Below are 24,676 nucleotides of genomic sequence, written 5' to 3'. Positions count from 1 at the left end.
CAGTCGAAAAAATTGCAGCAGACGACAGATCCTTCGGTGCTTGTCGGCGTGGAAGCGCTGACCAAGACTTACAAAACCAGAGAGGGCTCGAACGTCGAGGCCCTCTCGCCCGTGACGCTGGACGTCTATCGCGGCGAACTCCTGAGCCTTATTGGACCATCGGGGTGCGGTAAGTCGACCCTTTTGCGCCTGTTGGCCGGGCTGGAACAGGCGTCGGGCGGCGTGATCCGCTGGCAGGACGGGGCGCCGAGCCGCGGAACCGATATCGGTTTCGTCTTCCAGGAGCCCGTTCTGCTGCCCTGGCTCAGCATTCAGGACAATGTGCGGTTTCCGCTCGACGTGTTCGGTGTCGCACGGCAGGAGGCAGACGAGCGCGCGGCCGCCATGCTGGCACTGGTCGGACTCAAGGATTTCGGCAGGGCCCTGCCCAAGGAGCTCTCGGGTGGAATGCGGCAGCGCGCCTCCATCGCCCGTGCGCTCGTCTATCGCCCGCGGCTCGTCCTGATGGATGAGCCATTCGGCGCGCTCGACCTCCTGACCCGGGATCGCATGAACGACGAACTTCTTCGCATCAAGGCGGAGACGGCAGCCACGATCGTCTTCGTAACCCACTCCATCGATGAGGCTGCCTATCTGTCGGATCGCGTCGCGGTCATGTCGCCCCGGCCGGGACGGATCAGCGCCGTCCATACGCTCGACCTCGGCAAGGATCGCGACGAGGCGCTCAAGGACACGCCCGATTTCCATCGCTGGCTCTCACTGCTGCGTCGGGAACTGAAATGAACAACCGCGCCCTGCATGCGGTCTTCATGGTCGTGACGCCGCTCGCGCTGATCGCGGTATGGTGGGCCTATGTGCGGATCTTCAACGTTCCGCGTTTTGTGCTGCCGCCGCCGGGCGCCGTCGGATCGGCCCTCGTTGCGCTCTTCCGGGACGGGACAATCTGGCCGCATCTGGCGCATACGCTCGGCATCATCGTCGCGGGCTTCGGGATCGGATCGGCGCTGGGTTTCGTGCTTGGCTTCATCCTGGCCAAGAGCCCGCGGACCGAGCGGATCATCGGCCCCTACCTTTTCTTTTTCCAGACCGCGCCCAAGATCGCGCTGGCGCCGCTTTTCATCCTCTGGTTCGGGCTCGGACTGACCTCCCAGATCGTTCTGGCCGTCTCCCTGGTCTTCTTCCCGGTGATGGCAGGCACGATCCTCGGGCTGCGTTCGGTGCCCGCGAATTTCGGCTTCCTGGCGGACATCCTGCACCTTACACGAAGAGACCGCCTCGTTCGCATCGAGCTTCCCTCGGCGGTCCCCGAAATATTCGCCGGCCTCAAAGTGGGCGCGGTGCAGGCCACAATCGGAGCGATCCTGGCTGAATGGCTCTCCGGCGGGCAGGGACTTGGCTACCTGATGGTCTTCGCCGGAACCACGTACAAGACGCCGATGCTGTTCGCGATGGTGCTGGTCACCTCACTGCTCGGCATCCTGATCTACCAGTCGCTCGCCGGCCTTGAAAAATGGCTGCTCTCATGGCGATGAACAACCGTTCGGCAGCATGGCCCTGGCGCGGCGATACCCCACCTCATCTGCCGCGTCCCACGCTGATGCCGACAGCCTTCCTGCTGCCGGGCGATCCCGCTCGCGTCGACTTCGCAGCGTCCGTGCTCCGCGATTTTGTCGTCGTCGGCCAGAACCGGGAGTTTCGACTGGGGTGCGGCTATTTTGGAGAAGCATTGATCGGGGTGTGCTCGACCGGTGTCGGCGGCGCCTCGGCCGAGATCGCGACGGTGGAGCTTGCCGCGATGGGCGCAACCATCCTCATTCGTACCGGTGGCTGCGGCGCGCTCGCCGACGATCTGTCGCTCGGCGATTTCCTGATCGTGCAGGAGGCTGTCCGCAACAGCGGCGTCGCCGCTGTGTATCAGCCGGACCCGGCGATCGCGGTCGGCGCGGACGCTTCGGTCAGTTCGGCGCTGCTTGACGCCTGCAGATCGCTTCGATTGGCGGCCCGTCCGGGAAAATGCCTGACCGCCGACGGATATTATCGCGCCCAGGGCAGGCCGAACACCGCCGATGGCCAGGGAGATGCCGGCCTGCTCGATCGTTTCGCGGCGGCGGGCGCCGATGCCGTCGAAATGGAAGCCGAAGTGATCCTGGCGGTGGCCTCCGCATGCAATGTGCGGGCCGGCGCCGTTCTGGCCGTGCACGCACATCGGCGCAGCGATGGTTGGCTCGAAGACTACGAGGCAACCCAGCGCAACCTCCTGCGCATTGGCGCTCAGGCGGCGGCGACCATGATCGAAACCTTCAAGACACAATAACCGACAGAGGAGAATGTGATGAGACTGCACGCAATCCTAAGGGCCGCCGCACTGGCAATTCCGCTCGCGCTGCTGGCGCTGACGGCCGGAACGTTCGCGACCAGAGCCGATGAAAAGGTGACGATCCAGATCGATGGCGCGGCTGTGCCCTACTATCTTCCGCTGTACGTCGCGCAGAAGGAAGGATACTTCAAGGAACAGGGTCTTGAGGTCGAGTTCCTCTATGCCAATGCCGCGGACATCCTGAACAATGTTGCCGCCGGCAATGTCCAGTTCGGCTTTCCGAATGGCGATGCCGTCATCTCCGCCCGCGCGAACGGCATCCCGGTCAAGGTTGTCCACTCGACCTATCAGCGCGGCATCGGTGCGGTGCTGTTCAAGAATGCGAGCGGCATCAAGACCCCGGCGGATCTCGTTGGCAAGAAGGTCGCCGTGACAAGCTACGGCAGCCCGAACTACATCCAGCTTCAGGTTATGATGAGCCAGGCCGGCAAGTCCATCGACGACGTCAAGGTCGAGATCGTCGGCACCGGCGCGATCCTGGATGCATTGAAGTCGGACCAGGTCGACGCGATCGTCTTCTCCATGCTGCGCTATTACGCGCTCAAGGCCGAGGGCGTGGATGTCGGCATGATCGCTTCGGATGATTTCCTGCCCAGCCACGGCAACGTGCTTGTCACGTCGGACAGCTATCTCGCCTCCAATCCGCAGCAGGTGAAGGGTTTCATCGCCGCGCTCGACAAGGCCCTCAAGCACATCGTCGAGGGTGACGTTGAAAAGGAGGTCAAGATGGCGATCGCCGACTATGCGCCGACTTTCGCCCCGCAAGAGAAGGTCGTCACCGAAATCATCAAGGAGGTCTTCATAAAGACCCTGTGGCAGAGCGAGGACACGAAGGCGAACGGCTTCGGCTACGGCAACATCGCCGGCTGGCAGAAGACGATCGACGTCGCAGCCGAATACAAGGCGATACCGGAGGCCTTCCCCGCCGCCGACCTCGTCGTCGAGAAGCCATCCGATCTCTAGCGCAAAGCGGCGCTCCAGCTGGGCTGGAGCGCCGGGAGACCTGACTTGCGAGCAGTCATTTCGCTCTTGGTGTTTGTCGCCCTTTGGTGGGGCGCGGTCTGGGTATTCGGCGTCCCCGAATACCTCGTGCCGTCGCCGCCAACGCTGGCGGCGAAATTCTGGTTCCTGACGACACAGGCCGGGCTGTTCAGCCATGTCCCTGTGACCCTGATGGAAATCGTGCTGGGTTTCGTCATCGGCACGGTGCTCGGCATTGGTCTCGCAGTGCTGTTCGTGCGCGTTCCGCTGCTCGAGATCGTCATGAACCCCTTGATCATTTTCGTACAGACCGCGCCGAAGATCGCCATCGCGCCGCTGCTCCTGCTGTGGCTGGGGCTGGGGGCAACGCCAAAGGTGGTGCTGGTGGCGATCGTCGTCTTCTTTCCGGTCCTGTCCAACATGATCAGCGCGTTGCGGACGATCGACCCGAATCTCCTCGCATTGGCTAGGATCCTGCGCATGAGCACCTGGAGCCGCCTGTGGCGGATCGAGCTTCCGCAGGCCCTGCCGCTCCTGTTCACAGGGATGAAGGTTGGCATCACCCTGGCTGTCACCGCGGCGGTGATCGGCGAACTGATGGGCGCCCGTGCGGGATTGGGTTATCTTTTGAGTCTCGGCCAGGAGACGTCCGACATCGGCCTGGTCTTGATCAGCGTTACCCTGCTGTCCCTTTTGGGCTATGCCCTGTTCATGGCCGTAGACCATGTCGAACGGCGAATGCTCAGGTGGCACGAAAGTACCGACGCCCGGGAACGTTTGGCGTTGGAGGCCGGCTGAGAGACTTTGCAGCGGGGCGTATTTACGCTAAGTGCGTCTAAATAATGAGACAAACGATTTGGGAGGGGCCATGGCAAGCCAGTTCGAGGAGATTGGCCGGCGATTGAAGGCCTACCGGATGGGCAAAGGCCTCACCGCCGATGCCATCGCCGACGACCTGGGAATCTCGCGCGCCGCCGTCTATCGCATCGAGACCGGCGACGTCGTGAAGATCGAAACTCTCGAGAAGCTGGCCGTCGTTCTCGGCACGACGGTCGCTTCGCTGCTCGGCGCAGGCGTGGAGTACTACGCCAGCCCCATCAGCTATTTCGAGCGCATGCGCCAGATCGAGGCGGATGCAGACCAGGTTGTCGCCCACTTCCCGCCGCTGTCTTACCTGCTGACCTCCGACGCCTTCCCGGCCTATCTGAAACGCTCGTTGCTCGAAACGCTGCCGCCGCATGTTCACGACAAGACCGCCGAGCGCGACATCGACCTGATCATCTCCATCCTCGACGAGCGCAAGCAGTCGAGTCAGCAGCGGCGCCTGAGCGTGGTTAATTTCGTCAATCTGCTGGAAATCGAGCGTTGGCTGAAGCTCGGCATCGTCGGCCGGTTCGATATGTCCGGCCCCGAACTGACAGAGCGGCGACGGGCCGCGCGCGACGAGGTCGAGCATCTGATCACGCTGATCGAGAGCGAGCCGATGGGAATCCAGATCGGTCTTCTGGAAGAGGTTCTGCCGAACACAGCCTTCCAGCTGTTCCGAACCGCCGAGAAGACCTATCTCGGCGTCAGTCCGTTCCGGCTTGGGGGGGATCTGCCCAACATCCGTTCCGGCGTTGCGACGGTCACGGCGGATCTCGAGCCGGTGCAGCTCTATGAACGGCTTGTCGACGAACTCTGGAAGCGGGCGCGCAAGGGCAGGGAAGCGGCCGATCTTCTGCGCACGGTGCTGACGCGCTCCGCGATCGGTGCGCCAGGCCGTCGTCGCGCTGCGACGGCCTGAGCTCCTGTCGGGCGCCTCAGGCGCTCTTGCCGAAGTCCGAGATTCCGCCGTGCGCCGCCGACCACGTTGCCGGATCATTCAGGAACTGCTCGACCTCGCCGAGAACCTTCGGCTCGAAATGGCCGCTTGCCTTGGCGACCTCCAGAACATGCCACCATGTGGTGAGGTGGTGCAGGCGAACGCCCAACTCCTCCATCAGTTCGCGGCTCTTCGGGAAGATGTCGTAGTAGAACAGCACGAAGCAATGATCGACATGCGCTCCGGCCTCGCGCAGCGCCTGGCAGAAATTGACCTTGCTCCGTCCGTCCGTCGCCAGGTCTTCGACCAGAATCGTGCGGGCGCCCGAAGCGATCTCACCCTCGATCTGCGCGTTGCGTCCAAAGCCCTTGGCCTTCTTGCGCACATACTGCATCGGCAGCATCAGCCGGTCGGAGATCCATGCTGCGAACGGGATGCCGGCTGTCTCGCCGCCGGCGACGCAGTCGATCGACTCGTAGCCGATATCGCGCACGATCGTCGCCGCCGCGAAGTCGATAAGCGACGAGCGCAGCCGTGGATATGAGATGATCTTGCGGCAGTCGATGTAGACGGGACTTGCCCAACCCGACGTGAAGAAAAACGGCTTCTCGTCGTAGAAGTGAACGGCTTTGATCTCGAGCAGCATCTTCGCTGCTTCCCTGGCGATCGTCTCCTTGTCGACGGGCGTGTAGAGGCTGGGCATGGGTCGTTCTCCATGGCTGCGCGTCGGCGTTCACCGGCGCGGCGTTGTCAGGGGCGGGCGCTTGCTGGGTACAAACGGCCTCTTCTGTCCCCCGGGCGGCGATCCGTCAACGTCGAATTTGAAAAATGCGACATTTCCTCACAAAAAGCTAACAATGCAGATACTGATATCAGTTGGCGTTTTGTCGCAAAAAAGAGACAAAGCATTGCAATTGAGATTTGCCTGTGTCAGGCTCTCTTTTTAGCCGGTGACTGCAGCATGCTTCAGACGTCAGGAGAGCAAGTCGGTTCGAGATCAGGCGCGGCGTGGCAGCCGAAGGCGATGCCCGAGATTGCGACGGTCATCTCCAATCGCCCCATCGCGAGCGACTACAGGCACCTCATTCTCTCATGCGGCGCGCTCGCCGCGAGCGCTCGCCCCGGCCAGTTCTTTCAACTCCTCTGCCCGCAGCCGGTTGGCGAAAAGCCGTTCTTGCGCCGTCCGATGAGCGTCTATGCGGTGCAGGCAGATCCTTGTCGGATCGAGTTTCTGTACAAGGTGACGGGTGCGGGCACGCGAGGCCTGGCGACCCTTCAGTCCGGCGATACCATCGACGTCTTCGGGCCGCTTGGCGTTGGTTTCACGCTCGACCGGCAATGGCGCCACATCGTCGTGGTCGGACGTGGCGCGGGTCTGGCGACCCTTGCGCCGTTGGCTCGTGCGGCGGCCGAACTGAACATTCGCGTCACGGCGATCCTGAGTGCGCGCCGTCCCGATCTTCTGGTTTCTGTCGACCTTTTCCAGACCTATGGCGCAGACGTGATCGGTGTGACCGATGCCGAAGCCACCAGCGGTCCCGCCAATGTCGAGAAGGTTCTGCGCGCTCTGATCGCACAGGACAGTTGCGACGCCTTCTTCACCTGCGGCTCAGCCCGGCTGATGCGCGTGCAACAGCGGCTGGCGCATGAGTTCGGCATCCCCGGCCAGATCGCGCTCGAGCAGCAGATGGCCTGCGGCATCGGCCTTTGCTACTGCTGCGTTCGCGACTTCAACGTCGATGGCGAGATCATCAGCCGGCGCGTGTGCTGGGACGGTCCCGTCTTCGACCTGGCGGAGGCGATGCCATGAGCGTCGATCTCTCCGTCAAGGTCGGGTCGCTGAGCTTGCGCAACCCGGTCATGCCTGCCTCGGGAACCTTCGCCGAAGGTCTCGATCGCGTCATCGACTTCAACCGGCTTGGCGCGCTGGTCACCAAAACGATCACGCGCGAATTGCGGACTGGCAACCCCTTGCCGCGCGTCGTGGAACAGCCCGACGGCATGATCAATTCGATCGGAATCCCGTCGAAGGGCATCGACCACTTCATAGAAGAGACGTTGCCGCTCTATGCCCAGTATTCGACCCCTCTCGTGGTCAGCATCTCGGCGCCGACCGTGGAGGGATTTGCCTATCTCGCCGAAGCCGTCTCTGTGCCGGGCGTTGCCGCGATCGAGGCGAACATCTCCTGTCCCAACATCGAGGAAGACGGCAAGGCCTTCGCGATGAGCCCCAAGTCGGCGGCGCGCGTGACCGCTGCACTGCGCAGGGCGACAACTCTTCCCCTGTGGGCCAAGCTGACGCCGAACACGGGAGACATCGCGGCGGTCGCGCGCGCCAGCGAGGAAGCAGGTGCGGACGCCCTTGTCGTCGCCAACACGATCCTGGCAATGGCCGTGGACCTGAAGACGTTCAGGCCTTCCCTGGGCAATATCATGGGTGGACTGTCCGGGCCGGCGGTCAAGCCGATCATCCTGCGGCAGGTCTACCAGTGCGCGCGGGCGGCAAGGATTCCGATTATCGGATGCGGCGGTATCTCCAGCGCCGAGGATGCGGTGGAATTCCTGCTGGCAGGGGCGACGGCCGTGCAGATTGGCACTGCGTCCTTTGTCCAGCCTGATGCTCTTCTCCGCATCATCGACGGTCTCGCGCAGTTTTGCGCGCACCGGGACATAGCGAGAATCGCCGACCTGTCCGGAGCGCTCGTCGTTGAAGAAAGCGACGAACCTGACATGGCGTGGACGGAGCCGGCGCAATGATGGCGTCGGCCACCCGCAATCGTGGACACGCGCCCAGCGAGTATGACGAGATCTCGACGCTGTTCGATGCACTTCGGGACGCGGCATTCGATGGTGTCGGGATCAGTCGCGTCGCCTATAGCGAGGTGGAGAGCCGAGCTCTTGAGATGATCGAGGTCGAAGCCCGGCGCATCGGTCTGACCACGGAGAGGGACGCCGCCGCCAACCTCGTCGCCACGCTGCCCGGATCTGATGGGGGACTTCCCTTCATCGCCTGCGGCTCGCATGTCGATTCGGTGCCGCAAGGCGGAAATTTCGACGGAGCCGCCGGCGTCGTTGCGGCACTCGCCGTCCTGCGCCGTCTGAAGGCGCTGGAAAGACCATTGAAGCGCACGGTCAAGCTGTTCGCGTTGCGCGGCGAAGAGAGCGCGCGATTTGGCAAACCCTATCTCGGATCGAGCTGTCTCTTTGGGAAGCTGACGCCGTCCGATCTGGAGACCAAGGCGGAGGACGATGGTCGCTCGATGGGCGACTGCATGCGCAGCGTCGGTGTCGCGGTCGACCGTATCGCAGCGCGCGAGGTCTTGCTGGAGCCGGCGTCCATGGCGGCCTGGGTGGAGCTCCATATCGAGCAGGGCCCGGTGCTCACCGCCCGCAACCTGCCGATAGGGATCGTCTCGGGAATCCGTGGCAACATAAGGCACCGCGCGGTCGAATGTGTCGGCCAGGCCGGTCATTCGGGGGCGGTGCCAAGATGGCTGCGCCACGACGCCGTGTTCGGGATGTGCGAACTGATCACCCATCTCGACGCGCACTGGAGAACGTTGCTTGAGCGGGGCCACGATCTGGTCCTCACATCGGGCATTGTCGCGACCGACCCGAAGGTCAATGCCATCGCTCGTATTCCTGAACTCGTGCGTTTCGCCTTCGAAATTCGCAGTCAGAGCAAGGCCACGCTCGACGCCGTCTACGAACTCTTCCTGTCCGAATGCGCCTCGGTCTCCAGGGAGCGCGGCGTGTCCTTCCGGTTCGACGAGAAGGTGGAGGCCGCCGGCGCCACCATGGACAAGATGTGGATCGAAAGACTGACCGCCGCGGCCGGTCGGCTGAATCTCCCCTTCGAAACGATCGCCAGCGGCGCCGGGCACGACGCGGCGGTGTTTGCGAATGCCGGTGTGCCGAGCGCCATGGTCTTCGTGCGCAACCAGCACGGTTCCCACAATCCGCGCGAGGCGATGGACCTGTCTGATCTGATCGCCGGGATAGATGTGATGCATGCCGCGATCCAGGAGGCGGCGCAATGAACACCGAAAAGATCTTCGGTCCGCCCGGCGACAGTCCCGTCACGACGCTGACGATCAGGCGCCCGGACGACTGGCACGTTCATCTTCGGGACGGCGACATGATGAGGGCGGTGCTGCCGTTCACCAGTTCGCAGTTCGGTCGGGCCATCGTCATGCCCAACCTGACCCCGCCGGTCACCACGGTGGCCGCGGCGCAAGCCTATCGCGACCGGATCGTGGCGGCGCTGCCGCGAGGAGCCACGTTTACACCCCTGATGACCTGCTACCTGACGGACGAGACATCCGCCGACGAGGTTGAGGCCGGCTTTCGGGACCGCGTGTGGGTTGCCTGCAAACTCTATCCGGCCGGCGCAACGACCAATTCAAGTCACGGCGTCACCAACCTCGCCCGTATCGGATCCGTGCTGGAGCGGATGGAAAGGATCGGCATGCCCGTTCTGATCCACGGCGAGGCGACCGAGCCGACGGTCGACACATTCGACCGCGAGAGCTTCTTCATCGAGAACAGCCTGCGGACACTTCTTGGTCGACACCAGGAACTCAGGATCGTGCTGGAGCATGTCACGACCGTCGAAGGCGTGGCCGTTGTGCGCGAGAATTCGGCGCGCATGGCCGCGACCATCACACCCCACCACCTGGTGCTCAATCGCACATCATTGTTTCAGGGTGGCCTGCGGCCCCACTACTATTGCCTGCCGGTCGCCAAGCGCGAGCACCATCGCCTGGCGCTCAGGCGCGCCGCCGTCTCCGGCGATCCCTGCTTTTTCCTCGGCACCGACTCGGCACCGCATCTTCGCGAGGCCAAGCAGGCGGAGTGCTGTTCGGCCGGCATCTTCTGCGGGCCGACCGCCCTTCAGACCTATGCCCAGGTTTTCGAGGAGGAGGGCGCGCTCGGCAGGCTGGAATCATTCGCATCCTGCAACGGACCGGCCTTCTATCGTCTACCGCTCAACACCGGGACGATCACGCTGCGACGACGGAAGAATCTGGGCGATCGCTCCCTGCGGATCGGCAGCAGCGATATCGCGATGTTTCGTGGGGGTGAACGGCTGGCCTGGTCCATCGACGAAGAAGGTGACCGTGATCCGCAGTTGGAAGGAAGAGCAAGATGAGTGGCGAACATTCCTCGGGCATCAATTTGGAAACGCAGGCGCAGGAGGGTCTTCACGGGCTCCTGCAATGGCTGGACATGCAGAAGGGCGGCGTGGCGACCTTCTATGAGTTCCAGCGAAGGTCCCTTGCGCTTCGTGCCTCGCATAACCGGCAGGCAGGCCTGATGAGGCTGCTGGCCGATCTGTCGGGTCGCTTCGCAGACGAATTTGATGGCGAGCCACTTGATCTGTCCACCGCCAGTCAAGCCCTGAGCCAACTCAAGGCCTATGTACGTGAAGCAAGCGAACTGCCGCCCGGTGACGCCGAGAGCCTGATCGCCCTCATCAATCGCGTCGGCCTTGCGGATCTGTCGATTTCCAACTGAGCGGAGGTACGTTTTCCTGTCGAACGGGCGTTGACACGATACTCAATATATGGATCAATTCTCAAAAATGAGACAACTAAAAACGAGGGTGAACAAGATGATATCCAGAAGGACAGTCCTGAAGTCGGGAGCGTTGGCGGCCACCGCGGCGATGATGCCCAGGGTCGCATTCGGTCAGGCCGCGAAGTATCCAGTGAAAGTCGCGCATCTCGAATCGCCGGCTCAACCGCGCCACAAGGGTCTCGAAAAAGTCGGGGCTCTGGTGAAGGAACGTACGAGCGGTGAAGTCGAGTTCACGCTCTACCCGCTGTCCCAGCTCGGCAATGCGCGCCAGATGATCGAGGGCACGCAGTTCGGCGCCATCGAGTGCACGGTTCAGCCGGCCGCCTTCCTCGGTGGCTTCAATCCGGTGGTGTCGGTGCTCGACGTTCCTTACCTGCTGCCGACCGATCGCGCCATGTCGCAGCAGCTGCGCGAGGGGCCATTCGGCAAGGCTTTGCTTGCAAGCTTCGAGAAGCGCGGTCTGCATGCGCTCACCGAATGGCCGAACGGCCGCAAAAGCCTGACCTCGAACAAATCCCTCGACAATCTGGTCGAGCTCGCGGGACAGAAGTTCCGCGTCATGGACTCCAAGATCCTGATCGATCAGTTCGCCGCGGTCGGCGCCACCGCCGTCGCCATCAACTTCGGCGAGCTCTACACCTCGCTCCAGACGGGTCTCGTCGACGGGCAGGAAAACCCGCTCGACACCATCACCACCATGAAGTTCCACGAGGTCCAGAAGAACCTCGTCGTGACCGAGCATGGCGCGATGGAGGACTTCGTCCTGTTCAATCCTGCATGGTGGCAGGCGCTGCCGGATGGCCACAAGGACATCATTGCAAAGGCATTCGACGAGGTGCGACCCGAAGTCGAGAAGATGAAGGAAGCGTCGGCCAGCGCCGCGCTCGAGATCATCAAGGCCGCCGGTGTCAATGTCCGGATCGCGGATGAAGCCGAGCGCGGGAAATTGCGCGACGCGACCGCGCCGAAGGCCCGCGAAGCCTATGTGGCGCTGGCGGGGGCCGAGGGCGAGGACATACTCAAGATCTACGACGCCGAGTACAAGAAGCTCGCCGGTTGATGGGCGCGCGCTTCGTCGCCGCGCTGGGGCGCGTGCAGACCGTGCAGGGTTTCCTGCTCGGTCTGCTCATGCTTGCAATGACCTTCGGCTACGCGACCAATGTCCTTGTTCGTGAAATCATGCCGTCGCTCGCACCGAGACTGGCGTGGATCGACGAGGTCTCGCTCTTCGGGCTGGTGTGGATCGTCTTTCTGGCGATCGGTCTCGCGCTCGAAAGCGGACGGCATATCAGCATGCGCATGCTGCTCGACCGCATGCCGCCTTCGGCCCAGCGCCTCGTGAAAATCGTCATCAATCTGCTCGGCCTGGTCTTCAGCGTCTACATGCTGAAGGTCGGCTGGGAGATCACGGCTTTCGTGGCGCGCAGCGGGCAGACCAGTCCGACGCTCGGCTTCTCCGTCGCGTGGCTCTACGGGATCATGCCTGTCGGCTTCCTCCTGCTTGCGGCGCAATATCTGGTTGAACTGCTTGGGTTGTCGGACCGCTTTGCGCGCGAGATCGACCCCATGCACCATCTGTAGCGGTCACATGGTTGGGCTCCTCTTCGTTCTCGCGGCCGTTCTTCTGGCGATAGCCGCAGAGATATTCCTGGTTCTCGGCGTTCCGGCGGTCGTCACCAAATACCTCATGTATCCGATGATGCCCGATCTGATCATCGGGCAGCGCCTGGTCGGCGGCGTCGAAGTGGTGACGCTGCTCGCCATTCCCTTCTTCATTTTCGCGGCGGACCTGATGGCGCGGGGCAGAATGGCAGGGCAGCTTGCCGGTCTGTTCCGCGCCCTGGTCGGCCACAAACGGGGAGGCCTCGGCCATTCGACGGTCGTAACCTGCATGGTGTTCGGCGCCGCCGCGGGATCCGCTCCAGCCACCGTGGCAGCGATGGGGCGCGTGGCCTTTCCCGAACTCAGGCGCTCCGGCTTCAGCGAACGCTTCAGCCTTGGCCTGATAGCCTCGAGCGCGGAATGCGCACTCCTGATCCCGCCCTCGATCACCTTTGTCGTCTACAGCTGGCTGACGGGGACTTCGATCGCCGCGCTGTTTGCGGCGGGTCTGATGGTGGGGATCGTCCTTGGCCTCGGCTTCATGGCGCTGGTTGCATTCACCGCATGGAGGGAGGGCATTCCTGGGGTCGAGCGTGTGACCTGGCGCGGGAGGTGGTCGGCTTTTGTCGACGCCTTCTGGGCGCTGCTGATGCAGGTCATCATCCTGGTCGGAATTTTCAGCGGGATATTCACGGCGACCGAGGCGGCCGCGGTCTCCGCCGTCTATGCCGTGATCGTGGAGGTCTTCATCTTCCGCTCGCTCTCGTTGCGCGACGTCTTCTCGATCGCGCGCGACAGCGCTGTCTCCACCGGCGTGATCTTCATCCTGCTGTCGATGGGCGCGCTTCTTGCCTACTTCATCACGCTGGCCGGGTTTGACCGCACATTGCTGGGCATCATCCAGGACAACAACGTGAACTGGATCGTGTTCATGCTGTGCGTGAACGTGCTGTTTCTCATCTGCGGCATGTTTCTCGATCCCAACTCGATCATGGTGATTTTCCTGCCAACCCTCTTCCCAGTCTCGACCGCGCTTGGAATCGACCCTGTCCACTTCGGCATGATCGTAACGCTGAACGTCTGCACCGGCATGATAACGCCGCCGGTCGGGCTCGATCTCGCTGTAACCTCGGCAACGCTCGGGCGACCGGTCGAACAGGTCGTGGCCGGCATAATGCCTTTCATCGCCGTCAATCTGCTGGTGCTGGCGCTTGTCAGCTATGTGCCCTGGTTGTCGACCTTCCTGCCCAACTTGATCTTCTAGCGAGGAACGGAAGCATGCCAGCAGCAGTTCGACGCGAATCCGGGAACACAAGCAGGCCTGTTGCACGGCGCTTTGCGGATCGGTTCGTGGATCTCGCACAGGCACGATCACCGCTGTGTCTGGGACTGGATCCCTCGGAGGATCTCATCCGCCACTGGGGTCTCGACGATTCGGTCGAGGGAATGCATCGCTTCTGCCAGACAGTGCTCGAAGCGGCGGCTGACGAGATCGCGGTCGTGAAGCCGCAATGCGGCTTCTTCGAACGCCTCGGACCTGGTGGCATGGACGTGATGGCGAAGGTGATCAGGCAGGCCAAGAGCCAGGGCGCGCTCGCCCTCATCGACTGCAAGAGGGGTGACTTCGCCAGGACAATGACGGGCTATGCGCAGGCAATGCTCGGCGATGACAGCGGCTTTGGTGGCGATGCAATGACTGTCACCGCCTATCTCGGACTGGACGCGCTCAGACCCGTGATCGACAGGGCTGCCGCCTGCGGCGCGGCTGTCTTCGTGGTGGTACGTTCGTCGAATGCCGACGGACACTTCCTGCAGAAGGCGATGCATGACGATGGCCGGACCGTCGCGGAGGCGCTTGCGGATTCCATCACGGTGATCAATCGCGAGACGGGCGAGGGCATCGGACATGTCGGCGCGGTGATCGGCGCGACGATCGATGCAGCGGACAGCACCGTCCTTGACCGGCTACCACTCTCTCTTGTGTTGGCGCCGGGCGTCGGCGCCCAGGGCGCGACGATCTCGGACGTCAAAGCCAGGTTTGGCCGCGCAGCAAAACGAACGCTGCCCTCCGTCTCTCGTGCGATTCTGGCAAAGGGTCCAAGTGTAGCCGGTCTGCGCACCGCGATCCGGCGGTATCGAGACGAGGCATGGGCCGCCAATTCGGAGCAATGACCTGTTTTGCGAGGCTGCAGCGATCGTAACGCCGCTCAGGGGCAGAACGGGGAGGATGCTGCTGAAGCGCCAGCTTGGTAAGCGGATGCTCCGCGGATGCGCGCCGCCGGACGTTCTGCAGACGTGGATGGGTCCATGGAAGGGATCGGAGCTCCCTATTGCGCACGTGACGGGCGCGTCCTGAAGGGCGTAGCAGCTCAAGGGAGGAGTATATGACGCCGCGCATTCCGGCGATTTGTCCGCGTGGTCAAGGCCACCAGTTCGTCATCTACGGCGACTCCTGTTCAGGCGTCCCGAATGCCCTTCATGAACAGACGTTTGCTTCAGTGAATGCGGTCGTGAGACGCCTCGATCCAGCGCCGGAATTCATCCTCTTCCCTGGCGACGAAGTCATCGGTTTGGTTTCGGACGAAGCGGCGCTGAGGGACCAGTGGCGGCATTGGCTGGAAGTCGAGATGGGCTGGCTGGATCGCACGCAGATCCCGATGTGGCATACCACCGGCAACCACACAGCCTATGATGAGATGAGCGAAGCGGTATTCCGCGATGTGCTCGGACTCCCGGACAATGGTCCGGTCGACCAACTTGGCCTGTCCTATTTCGTGCGGCGTGGCGATCTCCTGATGGTCTTCGTCAACACTTTGTGGAGCGGCTCGGGAGGCGAGGGGTATGTCGAGACCCAGTGGCTCGAGAGGACACTCCAGGAGAATGCTGACGTTCGCCACAAACTCGTTGTCGGTCACCACCCGGTCTTTCCGGTGAACGGATTTTCCGGCCCGTACCAGCGCGAGATTGGCCCGGAAGACGGCCCAAAGTTCTGGGACATATTGGTCAGGGAGAAGGTGTTGGCCTATGTCTGCAGCCATATCCTCGCATTCGATGTGCAGATCCATCGAGGTGTCCTGCAGATATGTACTGCTGGTGCCGGGACCGCGCACCGCATGCCTGAAGGTGTCGAATACCTGCACTGCGTCCAAGCCGCGATTGACGACCAAGGCCTTCGCTTGAATGTGTTGGACACAGAGGGGGCTATCAGAGAGAAATTTGAGTGGCCGCCGACCGAGCAAGAGTCGGAGTGGAAAACCTTGCCGAGGGGCGAAATGGAAGCCCCTATCCAGGGCTGCCTTGCTATGGGTCGACGGATTGAACTGAGGGTTACGGGACAGCCGAGCTCCTGCGGGACCGCCAGGCCACAAACCTTCTTCTCAGCTTTCGCTCCAGGTTCGATCGAGCAGATTTGGCTGGGCTTGCGGGGCAGCCAGCAAACGTTGACCGCGATAGTCCACGGTAGTCCTGGTCGGAGTCCGTCATATTGGATCGGACCGAACTTGGCGGAGGTGTCTGCTTTCGATCTCAACGTGATGTTCAATCCCGAAATGGGACCTGGCGGCATCCTTTGGAAGCATCATGCCGCGAGCGATTGGTCATCTCTTCAGAGTGCTACGACCAGTGAGATCAACAAAGTCATCTGGCCCTCACGCTGGACTGTCGGTCACGGTCGGAGAGGTATCACCGACCGGCCGTCTAGCCTTCACCGGTTGGATTGCCAGTTTGCAACAGACTGAAAAGCAGCTTTAGCGCGGCTCGGCGCACGTTGCTCCACAGACACACGATCTCACCTTGATTGGCATGGGTCAGGCGCCGACTGCGACGTGGAGCATGCAGGCGCTGTTCCAGATCGCGCCCTGATCTCGGAGCTATTCGACGAGCATGTATGTTCAGAGTGCTATGGTGACGGATTTGACTTGGGAATAATGGTGAAGGGCCTCGATGCCCTTTTCGCGTCCGATGCCGCTCTGCTTGTAGCCGCCGAACGGGGTTTCCACACCGCCGGCAAAATACTCGTTGACGAAGACCTGGCCGGCCTCGATCTGGCCGGCGACGCGGTGCGCGCGGGCGAGGTCGCGCGTCCACAGGCCTGCCACGAGGCCATACTCTGTATCGTTGGCGATCCGTATCGCGTCGGCCTCGTCGGAAAAGGGGATGACGGACAGGATGGGGCCGAAGATTTCCTCTCGCGCGAGGCGCGACGAGTTGGGCACGTTTGCGTATATGGTCGGCAGGACGAACCAGCCTTCCTTCAGCTCCGGAGCATCGGGCAGCGCACCGCCGCGCACGGCGACCAGACCCTCTCCCCGCGCTATCCCGTAATAGGACTGCACCTTGTCGAACTGCGCCTCGGTTGACATCGGACCGATCGAGCCAGGCTCCTGCCTGCCGATGCTCACCTTATCCAGCGCGGTTGCCAGCTTGTCGACGAAGACGTCGTGGATCGAGGCCTCGACCAGGCAGCGCGTGCCGCTGGAGCAGATCTGTCCGGCATTGCTGATAAATGCCCTCAGCGCTCCTAGCGCGGCGGCGTCCAGGTCGGCGTCGGCGAAAACGACATTCGGGGATTTTCCGCCGAGCTCCAGCGTCACCGGTATCACCCTTTCGGCGGCGATGCGGCCGATCTCGCGGCCGGCTCTCAGCGAGCCGGTGAAGGCGACCTTGCGGATTTCGGGGTGCGAAACGATGGCCTCGCCCGTTTCCGGACCGTTTCCGGTCACGACGTTCAGCAGGCCGGCCGGAAGCCCGCATTGCTCCACTGCGAGGCGCGCGAGTTTGAGGAGGGAGACGGAGGTGAATTCCGACGGCTTCGACACTACAGCGTTGCCAGCGCCGAGCGCCGGCGCGATGCCTCGCGCTGCCTGGTTCAGCGGCCCGTTCCAGGGCAGGATGACGCCGACGACGCCGAGCGGCTCGCGCCGGGTGTAGGAATGGTATTTGTCGCCGAGGTCGATGACCTCGCCGCCGGGCAGGTTGATGACGCTGGCATAGAACTCGAAATACTGGGCGGCCACCTCGATCTCGGCTTTCGCCTGCACGGCCGTCTTGCCGGTCTCCAGGCTCTCGCTCTCGGCAAGGTCGTCAAGGTTGCTGCGGATCGCTGCGGCCATTGCGGAGAGGACACGCCCTCTCGCGATCGGCCTCAGCGCCCGCCATGCCGGGTAGGCCGCGCGGGCGGCTTCCACGGCAAGACGCACGTCTTCGGACGAGCCGCGCGCAATCTCATAGGAAAAGCCGCGGGTGCGGGGATTGCGCTCGCGAAGATAGGCGCCGCCAGCCGGCTCCCTGAATGTCCCGCCGATGTAGTGGTTCCAGCGATCGCTCACGTTCTCTTCCTTCATGTCCCGTCTGAATTTGCGGGTGGCTGGCGCAGGCCGCGTGACTAAGCGCGCGCGGCGATCTCGTCGAGGATCGGTACGATGTAGGACCGGAACCGGACCGGATCCTCGCTCATCGGGAAATGGCCGACCCCCTGCATGAAGGTCCATTTCGCGCCGGCGATATCCTTCGCCAGGGCCTCGCCGGCCGCGGCGTAGCCCGACCAGTCATACTCGCCGTTGAGGATGTAGACGGCCGTCTTCGACGTATCGATGTCTCTGGCCGTCGCGGTCAGGTCGTGCTCGACGACGTAGTAGTTGAGGTCGCCCTTGAAGACGACCGGAGCACCCTGGCTGTAGCACCAAATGGTCTCGCGCACATAGGGCTCGGGAGCGGTGGGCGAGCACAAGGTGTGCATCATCGCGGGCTTGCTCTCGTTCGAGATTTCCGGATGCCAGAGGAACTTCAGCAGCGTTTCCACCCCGGCGCTGGATGCCGCGGCCTCTATGCCGATGACCGCCCTGAAGACGCCGGGATAATGCAGCGCCAGATCGGGTGCGAGATGGCCGCCCATCGAACACCCCATGTAGATCGGATCCACCAGCTTCATTTCGCTTGCAAGGGTGGTGACGAAGGTCATGAACCAGTCCTTGCGCAGCTTGTATTCCTCTTCCCAATACCGCTCGGAAAGCGGTGGCACCGACTTGCCATGGTAAGGCAGGTCGTAGGCGATGAAGCGGAACCTTTTCGTCAGCTCCTCGTCTTCGAGGAGGTGGCGCCACTGGCGGGCGTCGGAGCCGGCCGTGTGCTGGAGCAGAACCGGGATGCCGGCTCCGGCCTCCTCGATGTAGACGCGGTATTCGACCCCCTCGACTTCGAGATAGGCATAGCGGCCGGTAACGTTCGAGTATCTCATTGATGCTTCCTCCCTCTGCGGACTCAGGCGGCAACCGCGTTGTGACAGCGGCGCATGACCGCCAGGATGCGCTCGAGCGCCGCGTAGTGAGAGTAGATCGCGGCCAGATCGCCGCCGAGCGTCGCGCCGAAGAAGAGCTGTGCCGGCAGAAAACTCTGGCAGTAGGCCGGCGGGACCTTCGCCAGCATCTTTTCCCAGACTTCGGCGGGAGCGCCGATGTCGATCTGGTAAGGATCGAAGCCCTGCGTTCCCGCGACGAACTCCGTCACCCTGCCGTCCTCGACACGCATGAAGTAGCGGTCGGCTCCGATCGAGAAACGGATTCGCGCGTACCAGTAGCGCGCGGCCAGCGTCCATTCCTTGTCGGCGTTCACCTGAAGACGGATCTCGTCGACATCGAACGTGATGGATTCCTGCATGATCGTCCTCCTCCCTTGCTTCGCGCCCCTGCATGACCAGCGAGAAGCTGGCCTTGCCTAGCCGCGAACGAAAGGAGCGTGTTCGCTGGACGGCGTGGCAGTCAATCGGAGAGCGGGGAAAGGGACGCTGAGAGCACATATGTGAAATGCGGCCGGCGGAACGAAATCCGTCCATCGAAGTGCACGCGCCACATATGTGTTGTCCGGCGCGCCGCGCCCGGTTTGCGCTTGTTTGCGGACACCGCTTTCTGAACAACAGGACAAGCGCGTGGATGACGGAGTGCCGCGACACCAGCGGCGTCGGCACATCGGCGGGATCCGGCTTGCGATCCTGCGCAGCATCCGCGGGCCTGGAAGAAAACACGCCCGATCGCACCATCGGCTGCGTGACCGAGGGAGGGACGCCGGATGCCGGACGACATCGTCGCGCAGTTGCGCAGTCGCGCGCAGTTCTGGGGGCGCGGAAACAGCTATGAGGACTTCGCGGTCGGCCAGGTTTTCCGCCACCATTGGGGGCGTACGCTGACGCAGGGCGACAACGTCCTCTTCACCACCCTCACGCTCCACTACAACCCGATCTACTTCAACGAGGAATATGCGCGGGCGGAGGGACGGAGCGGCCTGGTCGTGTGTCCGCTGCTGCTTTTTGGAACCGTCTTCGGCCTGAGCGTGGAGGATCTGAGCGAAATCGGCGGGCCTTTTCTCGGCGTGGACGACCTCACCTACGCACGGCCGGTTATCGTCGGGGAGACCGTGTATGCGGAAAGCACCGTCACGGCCTGCCGGACGACCGAAAGCCGACCCGACTACGGCATCGTCACCTGGCGCACGCGCGGCCACACCGTGGCCGGCGAAACCCTGATCGAATTCACGAGGAGCAATCTCGTGCGCAAGAGGGACGGCTGAAATGACCGCACTATCGGCAGACCCGTCCGTCGAGAACGACGGTCGCGGCTACATGACGTCCGAACGCCGGATGATCCAGCAGGTGGCGCGCGAATTCACCCGCAACGAGGTGTTGCCGGTGGCGAACCGGCTTGATCCGGAGAAGGGCGAGATCCCGATGGATCTGCGCCGGAAGATGGCCGAGATGGGATATTTCGGCATCCTGGTGCCGGAGCAATATGGCGGATTGGGGCTCGGATATTTCGAGTATTGCCTTATCGCGGAGGAACTCGCGCGCGGCTGGATGTCGGTGGCATCGATCATTGCGCGGGGCCAGGGCTCGTTCCTGCCGAAGAAAGGGAACCTGACGGACGCGCAGGCAGATCGGCTTCGCCGGGCGGCGCAAGGCGACTATCTGGCCGCCGCGGCGCTGTCGGAGCCCGGCACCGGCTCCGATCTCGCCTCGATCTCCTGCCGGGCCGTCAAGGACGGGGACGAATGGGTGATCACCGGGAGCAAATACTGGTGCACTTTCGCGGACGGTGCCGATTTCCTTGTCGTGTTCGCACGCACCTCGCCGCCGCCGTCGGCGGCCAAACGCCACCTCGGCATCTCCGCCTTCGTGATCGACAAGGAGCGCGGCACGCTTCCGACGAACTGCGCTGGCAGCCCGATCCCCAAGATCGGCTATTTCGGCTGGAACACGTTCGAGCTGAGTTTCCAGGGCACGCGCGTCCCCGGCTCGGCGCTGCTGGGCGAGGAGGGCAAGGCCTTCTACCTGATGACGAGCGGTCTCGAAGGCGCCCGCGCGCACACGGCCGCCCGCTCGATCGGCCTCGCGCAGGCGGCGCTGGACGACGCCATCGCCTATGCGGGCGAACGCAGGCAGTTCGGCATGCCGATCACGGAGTTCCAGTCGCTGCGGTTCAGGATCGCCGAGATGGCGACGAGGATCGAAGCGTGCCGACAGCTGATGTATTTCGTCTGCAACGAGATCGACCAGGGCCGCCGCTGCGATCGCGAATCCTCGATGGTGAAATATCTCTCGGCCGAGATGGCGGAGCGCGTCACTTCGGATGCGCTGCAGATCCTCGGCGGCGCCGGCTACACCAAGCTGCATGCCGTCGAGCGGCACTGGCGCGACGCGCGCCTGACGAAGATCTTCGAAGGCACGTCGGAAATCCAGCTTCGCATCATCTCGGACAGCATCCTGGGCCGATCGGAGACGGACAGGCGCATGGTCGACATGGCGTTCGGCGAAGCATGAGGAGAGCAGCATGAAAGCCAACGATCCCGCCCTGACCTCACCGAACAACTACTTCGAGGATTTCGAGGTCGGACAGGTCATCTCGCATGCCCGCGGCAAGACGATGACCGAGATGGACAATGTGCTGCTGACCAATCTGGTCATGAACACCGCCGACGGACATTTCAACGAGCATCGGATGAAGACCCAGTCGCTGAAAGGCGTCGCCGGCTTCGACACGCGCATCGTGTTTGGCGGCATCAACTTCTCGCTCGTCATAGGGCTGGCGGCACAGGACACCGCCGAACAGGTGATCGAGGAGCTGGGCATGGACAAGATCCGCCTCAAGCATCCGGTCATCCACGGCGACACCCTCTACGCCATGACGGAAGTGCTGGAGAAAACGGAGTCGGCCCGTCCGGACGCGGGCGTCATCCGATTCCGGCACTACGGCATCAATCAGGACGACAAGCTGGTCTTCGAAGGCGAGCGCACCGCGCTCGTCAAGCGCAAGCCGAGCGCTGCCAGGTAAGAAGGAAGAGACACCGATGATCACGAAATACCCGCATCCTCCGCGGCTGCGCCGCTGCCAGCTTTCGGTGCCCGGCAGCTCCGAGAAGATGATGAACAAGGCAGCGTCGATGGACGTCGACTACGTCTTCCTCGACCTTGAGGACGCGGTGGCTCCCGACAAGAAGAAGGAAGCGCGCGGAAAGATCGTCGAGGCGCTGAACACGCTCGACTTCGGCCGCACCACGCGCTGCGTGCGGATCAACGATCCGGCCAGTCATTTCTGCTATGGCGACCTCATCGAGGTCGTCTCCGGTGCGGGCCGGAACCTGGACATGATCATTGTCCCGAAGGTCCTCGACGCCGACGACGTGCTCTTCGTCGACAAGCTCCTCAGCCAGATCGAGAAGGATCTGGGCCTGGAGCGCAAAATCGGCATCGAGTGCCTGATCGAAGAGGTCGAGGCGATGATGAATGTCGAGCGCATCGCGGCGTCAACGCCGCGGCTGGAAGGCCTGATCTTCGGAATGGGGGATTATTCGGCCAGCCAGGGCGTTCCGATCACCTCGATCGGTGGGGAGAGCGGCTATCCGGGCGACATCTGGCACTATCAGCGCACACGCATGACCATCGCATGCCGCGCCCACGGCATCGATGCGGTCGACGGCCCGTTCGGCGACTTCTCCAATCCCGAAGCCTATCGCCGCGAGGCCACACGCGCGGCCACGCTGGGCATGGTCGGAAAATGGGCGATCCATCCCTCGCAGGTGGCTGTCGCGCAGGAGGTGTTCTCTCCCACGCAAGCGCAGGTGGACGAGGCGCGGGAAATGTACGCGGCCTTCGAGAAGGCCCTGTCCGAAGGGCTGGGCGCGGTTCAGTTCAAGGGGCAGATGATCGACATTGCCTCGGTTCGCCACATCAGGAACATCGTCCAGCGGGCGGACGCAATCGGCATGTGACCGGCTGCCGGCACGCCTTCGCCGTGGAGGCGTGCCGTTCGGCCGGCATTCTGCCCGGGAGCCTATGCGAATGTAGCATCCGCTCCCGCGGTAGTACGCAGTCAGCGCCGATCTTCGTTCAAGAGGTCGGAGGCTTTCTCGCCGATGACGATAGCCGGCGCGTTGGTGTTTCCCGAGGTGATGACCGGCATGATGGCCGCGTCGGCGACGCGCAGACCCGCCACGCCGCGCACGCGCAGCCGGTGATCGACGACCGCCAGCGCATCGTTGCCCATCTTGCATGTGCCCACGGGATGGTAGACCGACTGCGCGCTCTGGCGGATGTAGGCGAGGATCTCGTCGTCGGTGACGAGTTCCTCCGCCGGAGCCCTGCGGCCGACGATGCGTGAGGCGACGGGCTCTGTGGACACGATCTGCTCCGCCATGCGGACGCCGCCGATCATGGTCAGCCGATCCCATTCCTCCTTCATATAGTTGGCGATCATGCTGGGCGCCGCCCGCGGATCGGGCGATGTGAGACGCACCTCGCCGCGGGAATGAGGACGGAGCTGGCAGACGGAAACCGTTACGGCAGGGGCCTTGCCGACCTCGATCTTGCCCTTCGAGAACTCGAAGCTCAGAGGCCGCGAGTTGATCTGGATGTCGGGCCTGTCGGCGCCGGGCATGACCCGGGCGAAGAGGGATGTCTGCGAGGAGCCGCTGGTAAGGTTGCCGGTCTTTGCCAGGACGTATTTCAGGCCTTCGAGATAGGCTGCGGCTCCCCGGATCCTGCTGTTCACCGAGGATGCCGGCTCCACCTCGAAGACCAGGTTCGTGTAGAGATGGTCGTGCAGGTTCTGCCCGACGCCGGGAAGGTCCACGATCGGCTCTATGCCGAACTCCTTGAGATGGGCGGCCGGACCGATACCGGACAGCATCAGGAGCTGGGGCGAATTGATGACTCCGCCGCTGAGCACGATCTCGCGGCGCGCCTCGGCTGTCCTGCGTTCCCCGCCCAGACTGTATTCCACGCCGCATGCGCGCCCCTCGCGGATGACGATCCTCTCCGCGAACGCGTCGGTGACGATGTCGAGATTCCGCCGATGGCGGATCGGCTTGACGAAGGCGTCGTAGGTCGAGTTGCGCGAGCCGTTCCTGATCGTGAAGTGAAGAAACCCGACGCCGTCCTGATCGCCGCTGTTGAAGTCCTCATTCACCTTGTGTCCGCACTTGGCCGCGGCCTCGATGAACGCCTGCGAGAAAGGCAGCTTCATCACCGGTTCCGTCACCGACAGCTCCCCGCCGGCGCCATGCTCGCCCGTCGCTCCGAACTGGTAGTCCTCGCCTCGCTTGAATAGCGGCAGCAGGTCGTCCCAGCTCCAGCCGAAATTGCCGCGCTGAGCCCAGTCGTCGAAATCCAGCGGATGGCCGCGGACGTAGAGCATACCGTTGATCGCGCTGGTGCCGCCCAGCACCTTGCCGCGCGGCCAGTAGATTTCGCGATTGTTCAGGCCGGGCTCCGGCAGGGACATGTAGCCCCAGTTGTTCTTGCCCGGCAGGTACATTCTCGCCATGCCGGCCGGGATCTTGATCCACGGGTCGGACGGCTCGGACCCGGCCTCCAGCAACAGAACGCGTATGGAAGGATCCGCGCTCAGCCTGTTGGCGATCACGCAGCCAGCCGATCCCGCGCCGATGATCACGTAGTCGTACATACCGTTCCTCCCATTTGCGATGCATTTGGGCGAGAACGCAGCGACCGATCAACATCGGTGGGCTGGGGCGGCAATCAGGACACGAATGTGTTTCTTCGACGCCCCGGAGGGGATGCCGCCGGTCGTCCGCGAAGCGGGCAGTCCAGATCGTCTTCCATGCCTGACATCGTCTCAGGAACGCGAAAGACCCGCGAAACGGGCGGTGTCGAGCCGTCCGGGCGTCAAAATACATATGTGGTTTGCCTTTCGGCGTCGGGCTCCAGCCCTTGTCAGGCCGGTCGCCAGATGATGGCTGATAGACACGCCCGCCGGTCGAGCGACGTGGCCTGATCCTCGTCAAGCGTGCTGTGACGATGATGGGCCGCCGGCCCGACTCCATCGGCG

At 63.1% G+C, this 24,676-nt stretch carries 25 protein-coding genes; 20 read left to right on the top strand and 5 right to left on the bottom strand.

The annotated features are described in order from the left end of the window. Window positions 1–48 precede the first annotated feature (48 nt). The 6 genes from B9Z03_RS27420 to B9Z03_RS27395 all read left to right on the top strand — a co-directional run bounded on the left by B9Z03_RS27420 (window position 49) and on the right by B9Z03_RS27395 (window position 5,144). Window positions 49–783, top strand: coding sequence for an ABC transporter ATP-binding protein (locus tag B9Z03_RS27420; RefSeq protein WP_244561861.1), 735 nt, complete (start codon window positions 49–51; stop codon window positions 781–783). After that, complete coding sequence (locus B9Z03_RS27415; RefSeq protein ID WP_085467139.1) at window positions 780–1,532, top strand: ABC transporter permease; 753 nt, start codon at window positions 780–782, stop codon at window positions 1,530–1,532. Before B9Z03_RS27420 ends, B9Z03_RS27415 begins: the two co-directional genes overlap by 4 nt. Then, entirely contained in the window at window positions 1,523–2,314 is a 792-nt protein-coding gene (locus tag B9Z03_RS27410; protein WP_210191399.1) for a nucleoside phosphorylase, read from the top strand. Before B9Z03_RS27415 ends, B9Z03_RS27410 begins: the two co-directional genes overlap by 10 nt. Before the next feature lie 18 nt (window positions 2,315–2,332). Then, window positions 2,333–3,340 (top strand): ABC transporter substrate-binding protein, encoded by a 1,008-nt coding sequence (locus B9Z03_RS27405; RefSeq protein WP_085467138.1) that lies wholly within the window; start codon window positions 2,333–2,335, stop codon window positions 3,338–3,340. A 69-nt stretch (window positions 3,341–3,409) separates the two neighbouring features. Beyond that, the gene (locus B9Z03_RS27400; RefSeq protein ID WP_244561943.1) at window positions 3,410–4,156 is read left to right on the top strand and encodes an ABC transporter permease; all 747 of its coding nucleotides are present in this window, start codon (window positions 3,410–3,412) and stop codon (window positions 4,154–4,156) included. A gap of 70 nt (window positions 4,157–4,226) precedes the next feature. Further along, entirely contained in the window at window positions 4,227–5,144 is a 918-nt protein-coding gene (locus B9Z03_RS27395; RefSeq protein WP_085467136.1) for a helix-turn-helix domain-containing protein, read from the top strand. A gap of 16 nt (window positions 5,145–5,160) precedes the next feature. Here the strand turns inward: B9Z03_RS27395 and B9Z03_RS27390 are convergent, their stop codons facing one another. Then, window positions 5,161–5,865, bottom strand: a complete 705-nt coding sequence (locus B9Z03_RS27390) for an orotate phosphoribosyltransferase (protein WP_085467135.1) — start codon at window positions 5,863–5,865, stop codon at window positions 5,161–5,163. Window positions 5,866–5,877: 12 nt separating this feature from the next. On the opposite strand from B9Z03_RS27390, the gene B9Z03_RS27385 reads away from it, so the two are divergent. From B9Z03_RS27385 to B9Z03_RS27340, 10 genes are all read left to right on the top strand, one after another. Continuing rightward, on the top strand, window positions 5,878–6,972 hold the full coding sequence (locus B9Z03_RS27385) for a dihydroorotate dehydrogenase electron transfer subunit (RefSeq protein ID WP_244561860.1): 1,095 nt from the start codon (window positions 5,878–5,880) through the stop codon (window positions 6,970–6,972). Further along, window positions 6,969–7,919 carry a dihydroorotate dehydrogenase gene (locus B9Z03_RS27380; protein ID WP_085467133.1) on the top strand — a complete coding sequence of 317 codons (951 nt, stop codon included), beginning with the start codon at window positions 6,969–6,971 and terminating at the stop codon, window positions 7,917–7,919. Before B9Z03_RS27385 ends, B9Z03_RS27380 begins: the two co-directional genes overlap by 4 nt. After that, window positions 7,916–9,202, top strand: coding sequence for a Zn-dependent hydrolase (locus tag B9Z03_RS27375; RefSeq protein ID WP_210191398.1), 1,287 nt, complete (start codon window positions 7,916–7,918; stop codon window positions 9,200–9,202). Before B9Z03_RS27380 ends, B9Z03_RS27375 begins: the two co-directional genes overlap by 4 nt. Then, window positions 9,199–10,314 carry a dihydroorotase gene (gene pyrC / locus B9Z03_RS27370; protein ID WP_085467132.1) on the top strand — a complete coding sequence of 372 codons (1,116 nt, stop codon included), beginning with the start codon at window positions 9,199–9,201 and terminating at the stop codon, window positions 10,312–10,314. Before B9Z03_RS27375 ends, pyrC begins: the two co-directional genes overlap by 4 nt. After that, window positions 10,311–10,679, top strand: coding sequence for a hypothetical protein (locus B9Z03_RS27365; RefSeq protein WP_085467131.1), 369 nt, complete (start codon window positions 10,311–10,313; stop codon window positions 10,677–10,679). The genes pyrC and B9Z03_RS27365 overlap by 4 nt, the downstream gene beginning before the upstream one ends. A gap of 97 nt (window positions 10,680–10,776) precedes the next feature. After that, window positions 10,777–11,802 carry a TRAP transporter substrate-binding protein gene (locus B9Z03_RS27360; protein ID WP_085467892.1) on the top strand — a complete coding sequence of 342 codons (1,026 nt, stop codon included), beginning with the start codon at window positions 10,777–10,779 and terminating at the stop codon, window positions 11,800–11,802. Then, a complete protein-coding gene (locus tag B9Z03_RS27355; RefSeq protein WP_085467130.1) occupies window positions 11,802–12,323 on the top strand; it encodes a TRAP transporter small permease in 522 nt (173 codons plus the stop codon). Before B9Z03_RS27360 ends, B9Z03_RS27355 begins: the two co-directional genes overlap by 1 nt. Before the next feature lie 7 nt (window positions 12,324–12,330). After that, window positions 12,331–13,608 carry a TRAP transporter large permease gene (locus tag B9Z03_RS27350; RefSeq protein WP_085467129.1) on the top strand — a complete coding sequence of 426 codons (1,278 nt, stop codon included), beginning with the start codon at window positions 12,331–12,333 and terminating at the stop codon, window positions 13,606–13,608. 14 nt (window positions 13,609–13,622) lie between these two features. Next, window positions 13,623–14,516, top strand: a complete 894-nt coding sequence (gene pyrF / locus B9Z03_RS27345; protein WP_085467128.1) for an orotidine-5'-phosphate decarboxylase — start codon at window positions 13,623–13,625, stop codon at window positions 14,514–14,516. Window positions 14,517–14,728: 212 nt separating this feature from the next. After that, the gene (locus tag B9Z03_RS27340; protein ID WP_085467127.1) at window positions 14,729–16,081 is read left to right on the top strand and encodes a metallophosphoesterase family protein; all 1,353 of its coding nucleotides are present in this window, start codon (window positions 14,729–14,731) and stop codon (window positions 16,079–16,081) included. Between the two features lie 153 nt (window positions 16,082–16,234). Here B9Z03_RS27340 and B9Z03_RS27335 read toward each other — a convergent pair whose 3' ends face one another. Genes B9Z03_RS27335 through B9Z03_RS27325 form a run of 3 tightly spaced genes read right to left on the bottom strand, consistent with a single transcriptional unit; the run spans window position 16,235 to window position 18,998 of the window. Beyond that, window positions 16,235–17,671 carry an aldehyde dehydrogenase family protein gene (locus tag B9Z03_RS27335; RefSeq protein ID WP_210191397.1) on the bottom strand — a complete coding sequence of 479 codons (1,437 nt, stop codon included), beginning with the start codon at window positions 17,669–17,671 and terminating at the stop codon, window positions 16,235–16,237. 56 nt (window positions 17,672–17,727) lie between these two features. Further along, the gene (locus B9Z03_RS27330; protein ID WP_085467125.1) at window positions 17,728–18,579 is read right to left on the bottom strand and encodes an alpha/beta fold hydrolase; all 852 of its coding nucleotides are present in this window, start codon (window positions 18,577–18,579) and stop codon (window positions 17,728–17,730) included. Between the two features lie 23 nt (window positions 18,580–18,602). Then, window positions 18,603–18,998: a hypothetical protein gene (locus tag B9Z03_RS27325; protein WP_085467124.1), complete on the bottom strand. Its 396-nt coding sequence runs from the start codon at window positions 18,996–18,998 to the stop codon at window positions 18,603–18,605. Window positions 18,999–19,406: 408 nt separating this feature from the next. Here B9Z03_RS27325 and B9Z03_RS27320 point away from each other — a divergent pair, with 408 nt between their 5' ends. The 4 genes from B9Z03_RS27320 to B9Z03_RS27305 are packed head-to-tail and all read left to right on the top strand — an operon-like array spanning window position 19,407 to window position 22,598. After that, window positions 19,407–19,904, top strand: coding sequence for a MaoC family dehydratase (locus tag B9Z03_RS27320; protein WP_085467123.1), 498 nt, complete (start codon window positions 19,407–19,409; stop codon window positions 19,902–19,904). Window position 19,905: 1 nt separating this feature from the next. Continuing rightward, on the top strand, window positions 19,906–21,150 hold the full coding sequence (locus B9Z03_RS27315) for an acyl-CoA dehydrogenase family protein (protein ID WP_085467122.1): 1,245 nt from the start codon (window positions 19,906–19,908) through the stop codon (window positions 21,148–21,150). A 10-nt stretch (window positions 21,151–21,160) separates the two neighbouring features. Next, window positions 21,161–21,661, top strand: a complete 501-nt coding sequence (locus tag B9Z03_RS27310; RefSeq protein WP_085467121.1) for a MaoC family dehydratase — start codon at window positions 21,161–21,163, stop codon at window positions 21,659–21,661. Window positions 21,662–21,677: 16 nt separating this feature from the next. Beyond that, complete coding sequence (locus B9Z03_RS27305; RefSeq protein WP_085467120.1) at window positions 21,678–22,598, top strand: HpcH/HpaI aldolase/citrate lyase family protein; 921 nt, start codon at window positions 21,678–21,680, stop codon at window positions 22,596–22,598. A 101-nt stretch (window positions 22,599–22,699) separates the two neighbouring features. Here the strand turns inward: B9Z03_RS27305 and B9Z03_RS27300 are convergent, their stop codons facing one another. After that, entirely contained in the window at window positions 22,700–24,292 is a 1,593-nt protein-coding gene (locus tag B9Z03_RS27300; protein WP_085467119.1) for a GMC family oxidoreductase, read from the bottom strand. Window positions 24,293–24,676: the final 384 nt, after the last annotated feature.

The organism is Mesorhizobium australicum, from assembly GCF_900177325.1.
Lineage (GTDB): Bacteria > Pseudomonadota > Alphaproteobacteria > Rhizobiales > Rhizobiaceae > Mesorhizobium_A > Mesorhizobium_A australicum_A.
This window is presented reverse-complemented; position numbering and strand designations above follow the sequence as displayed.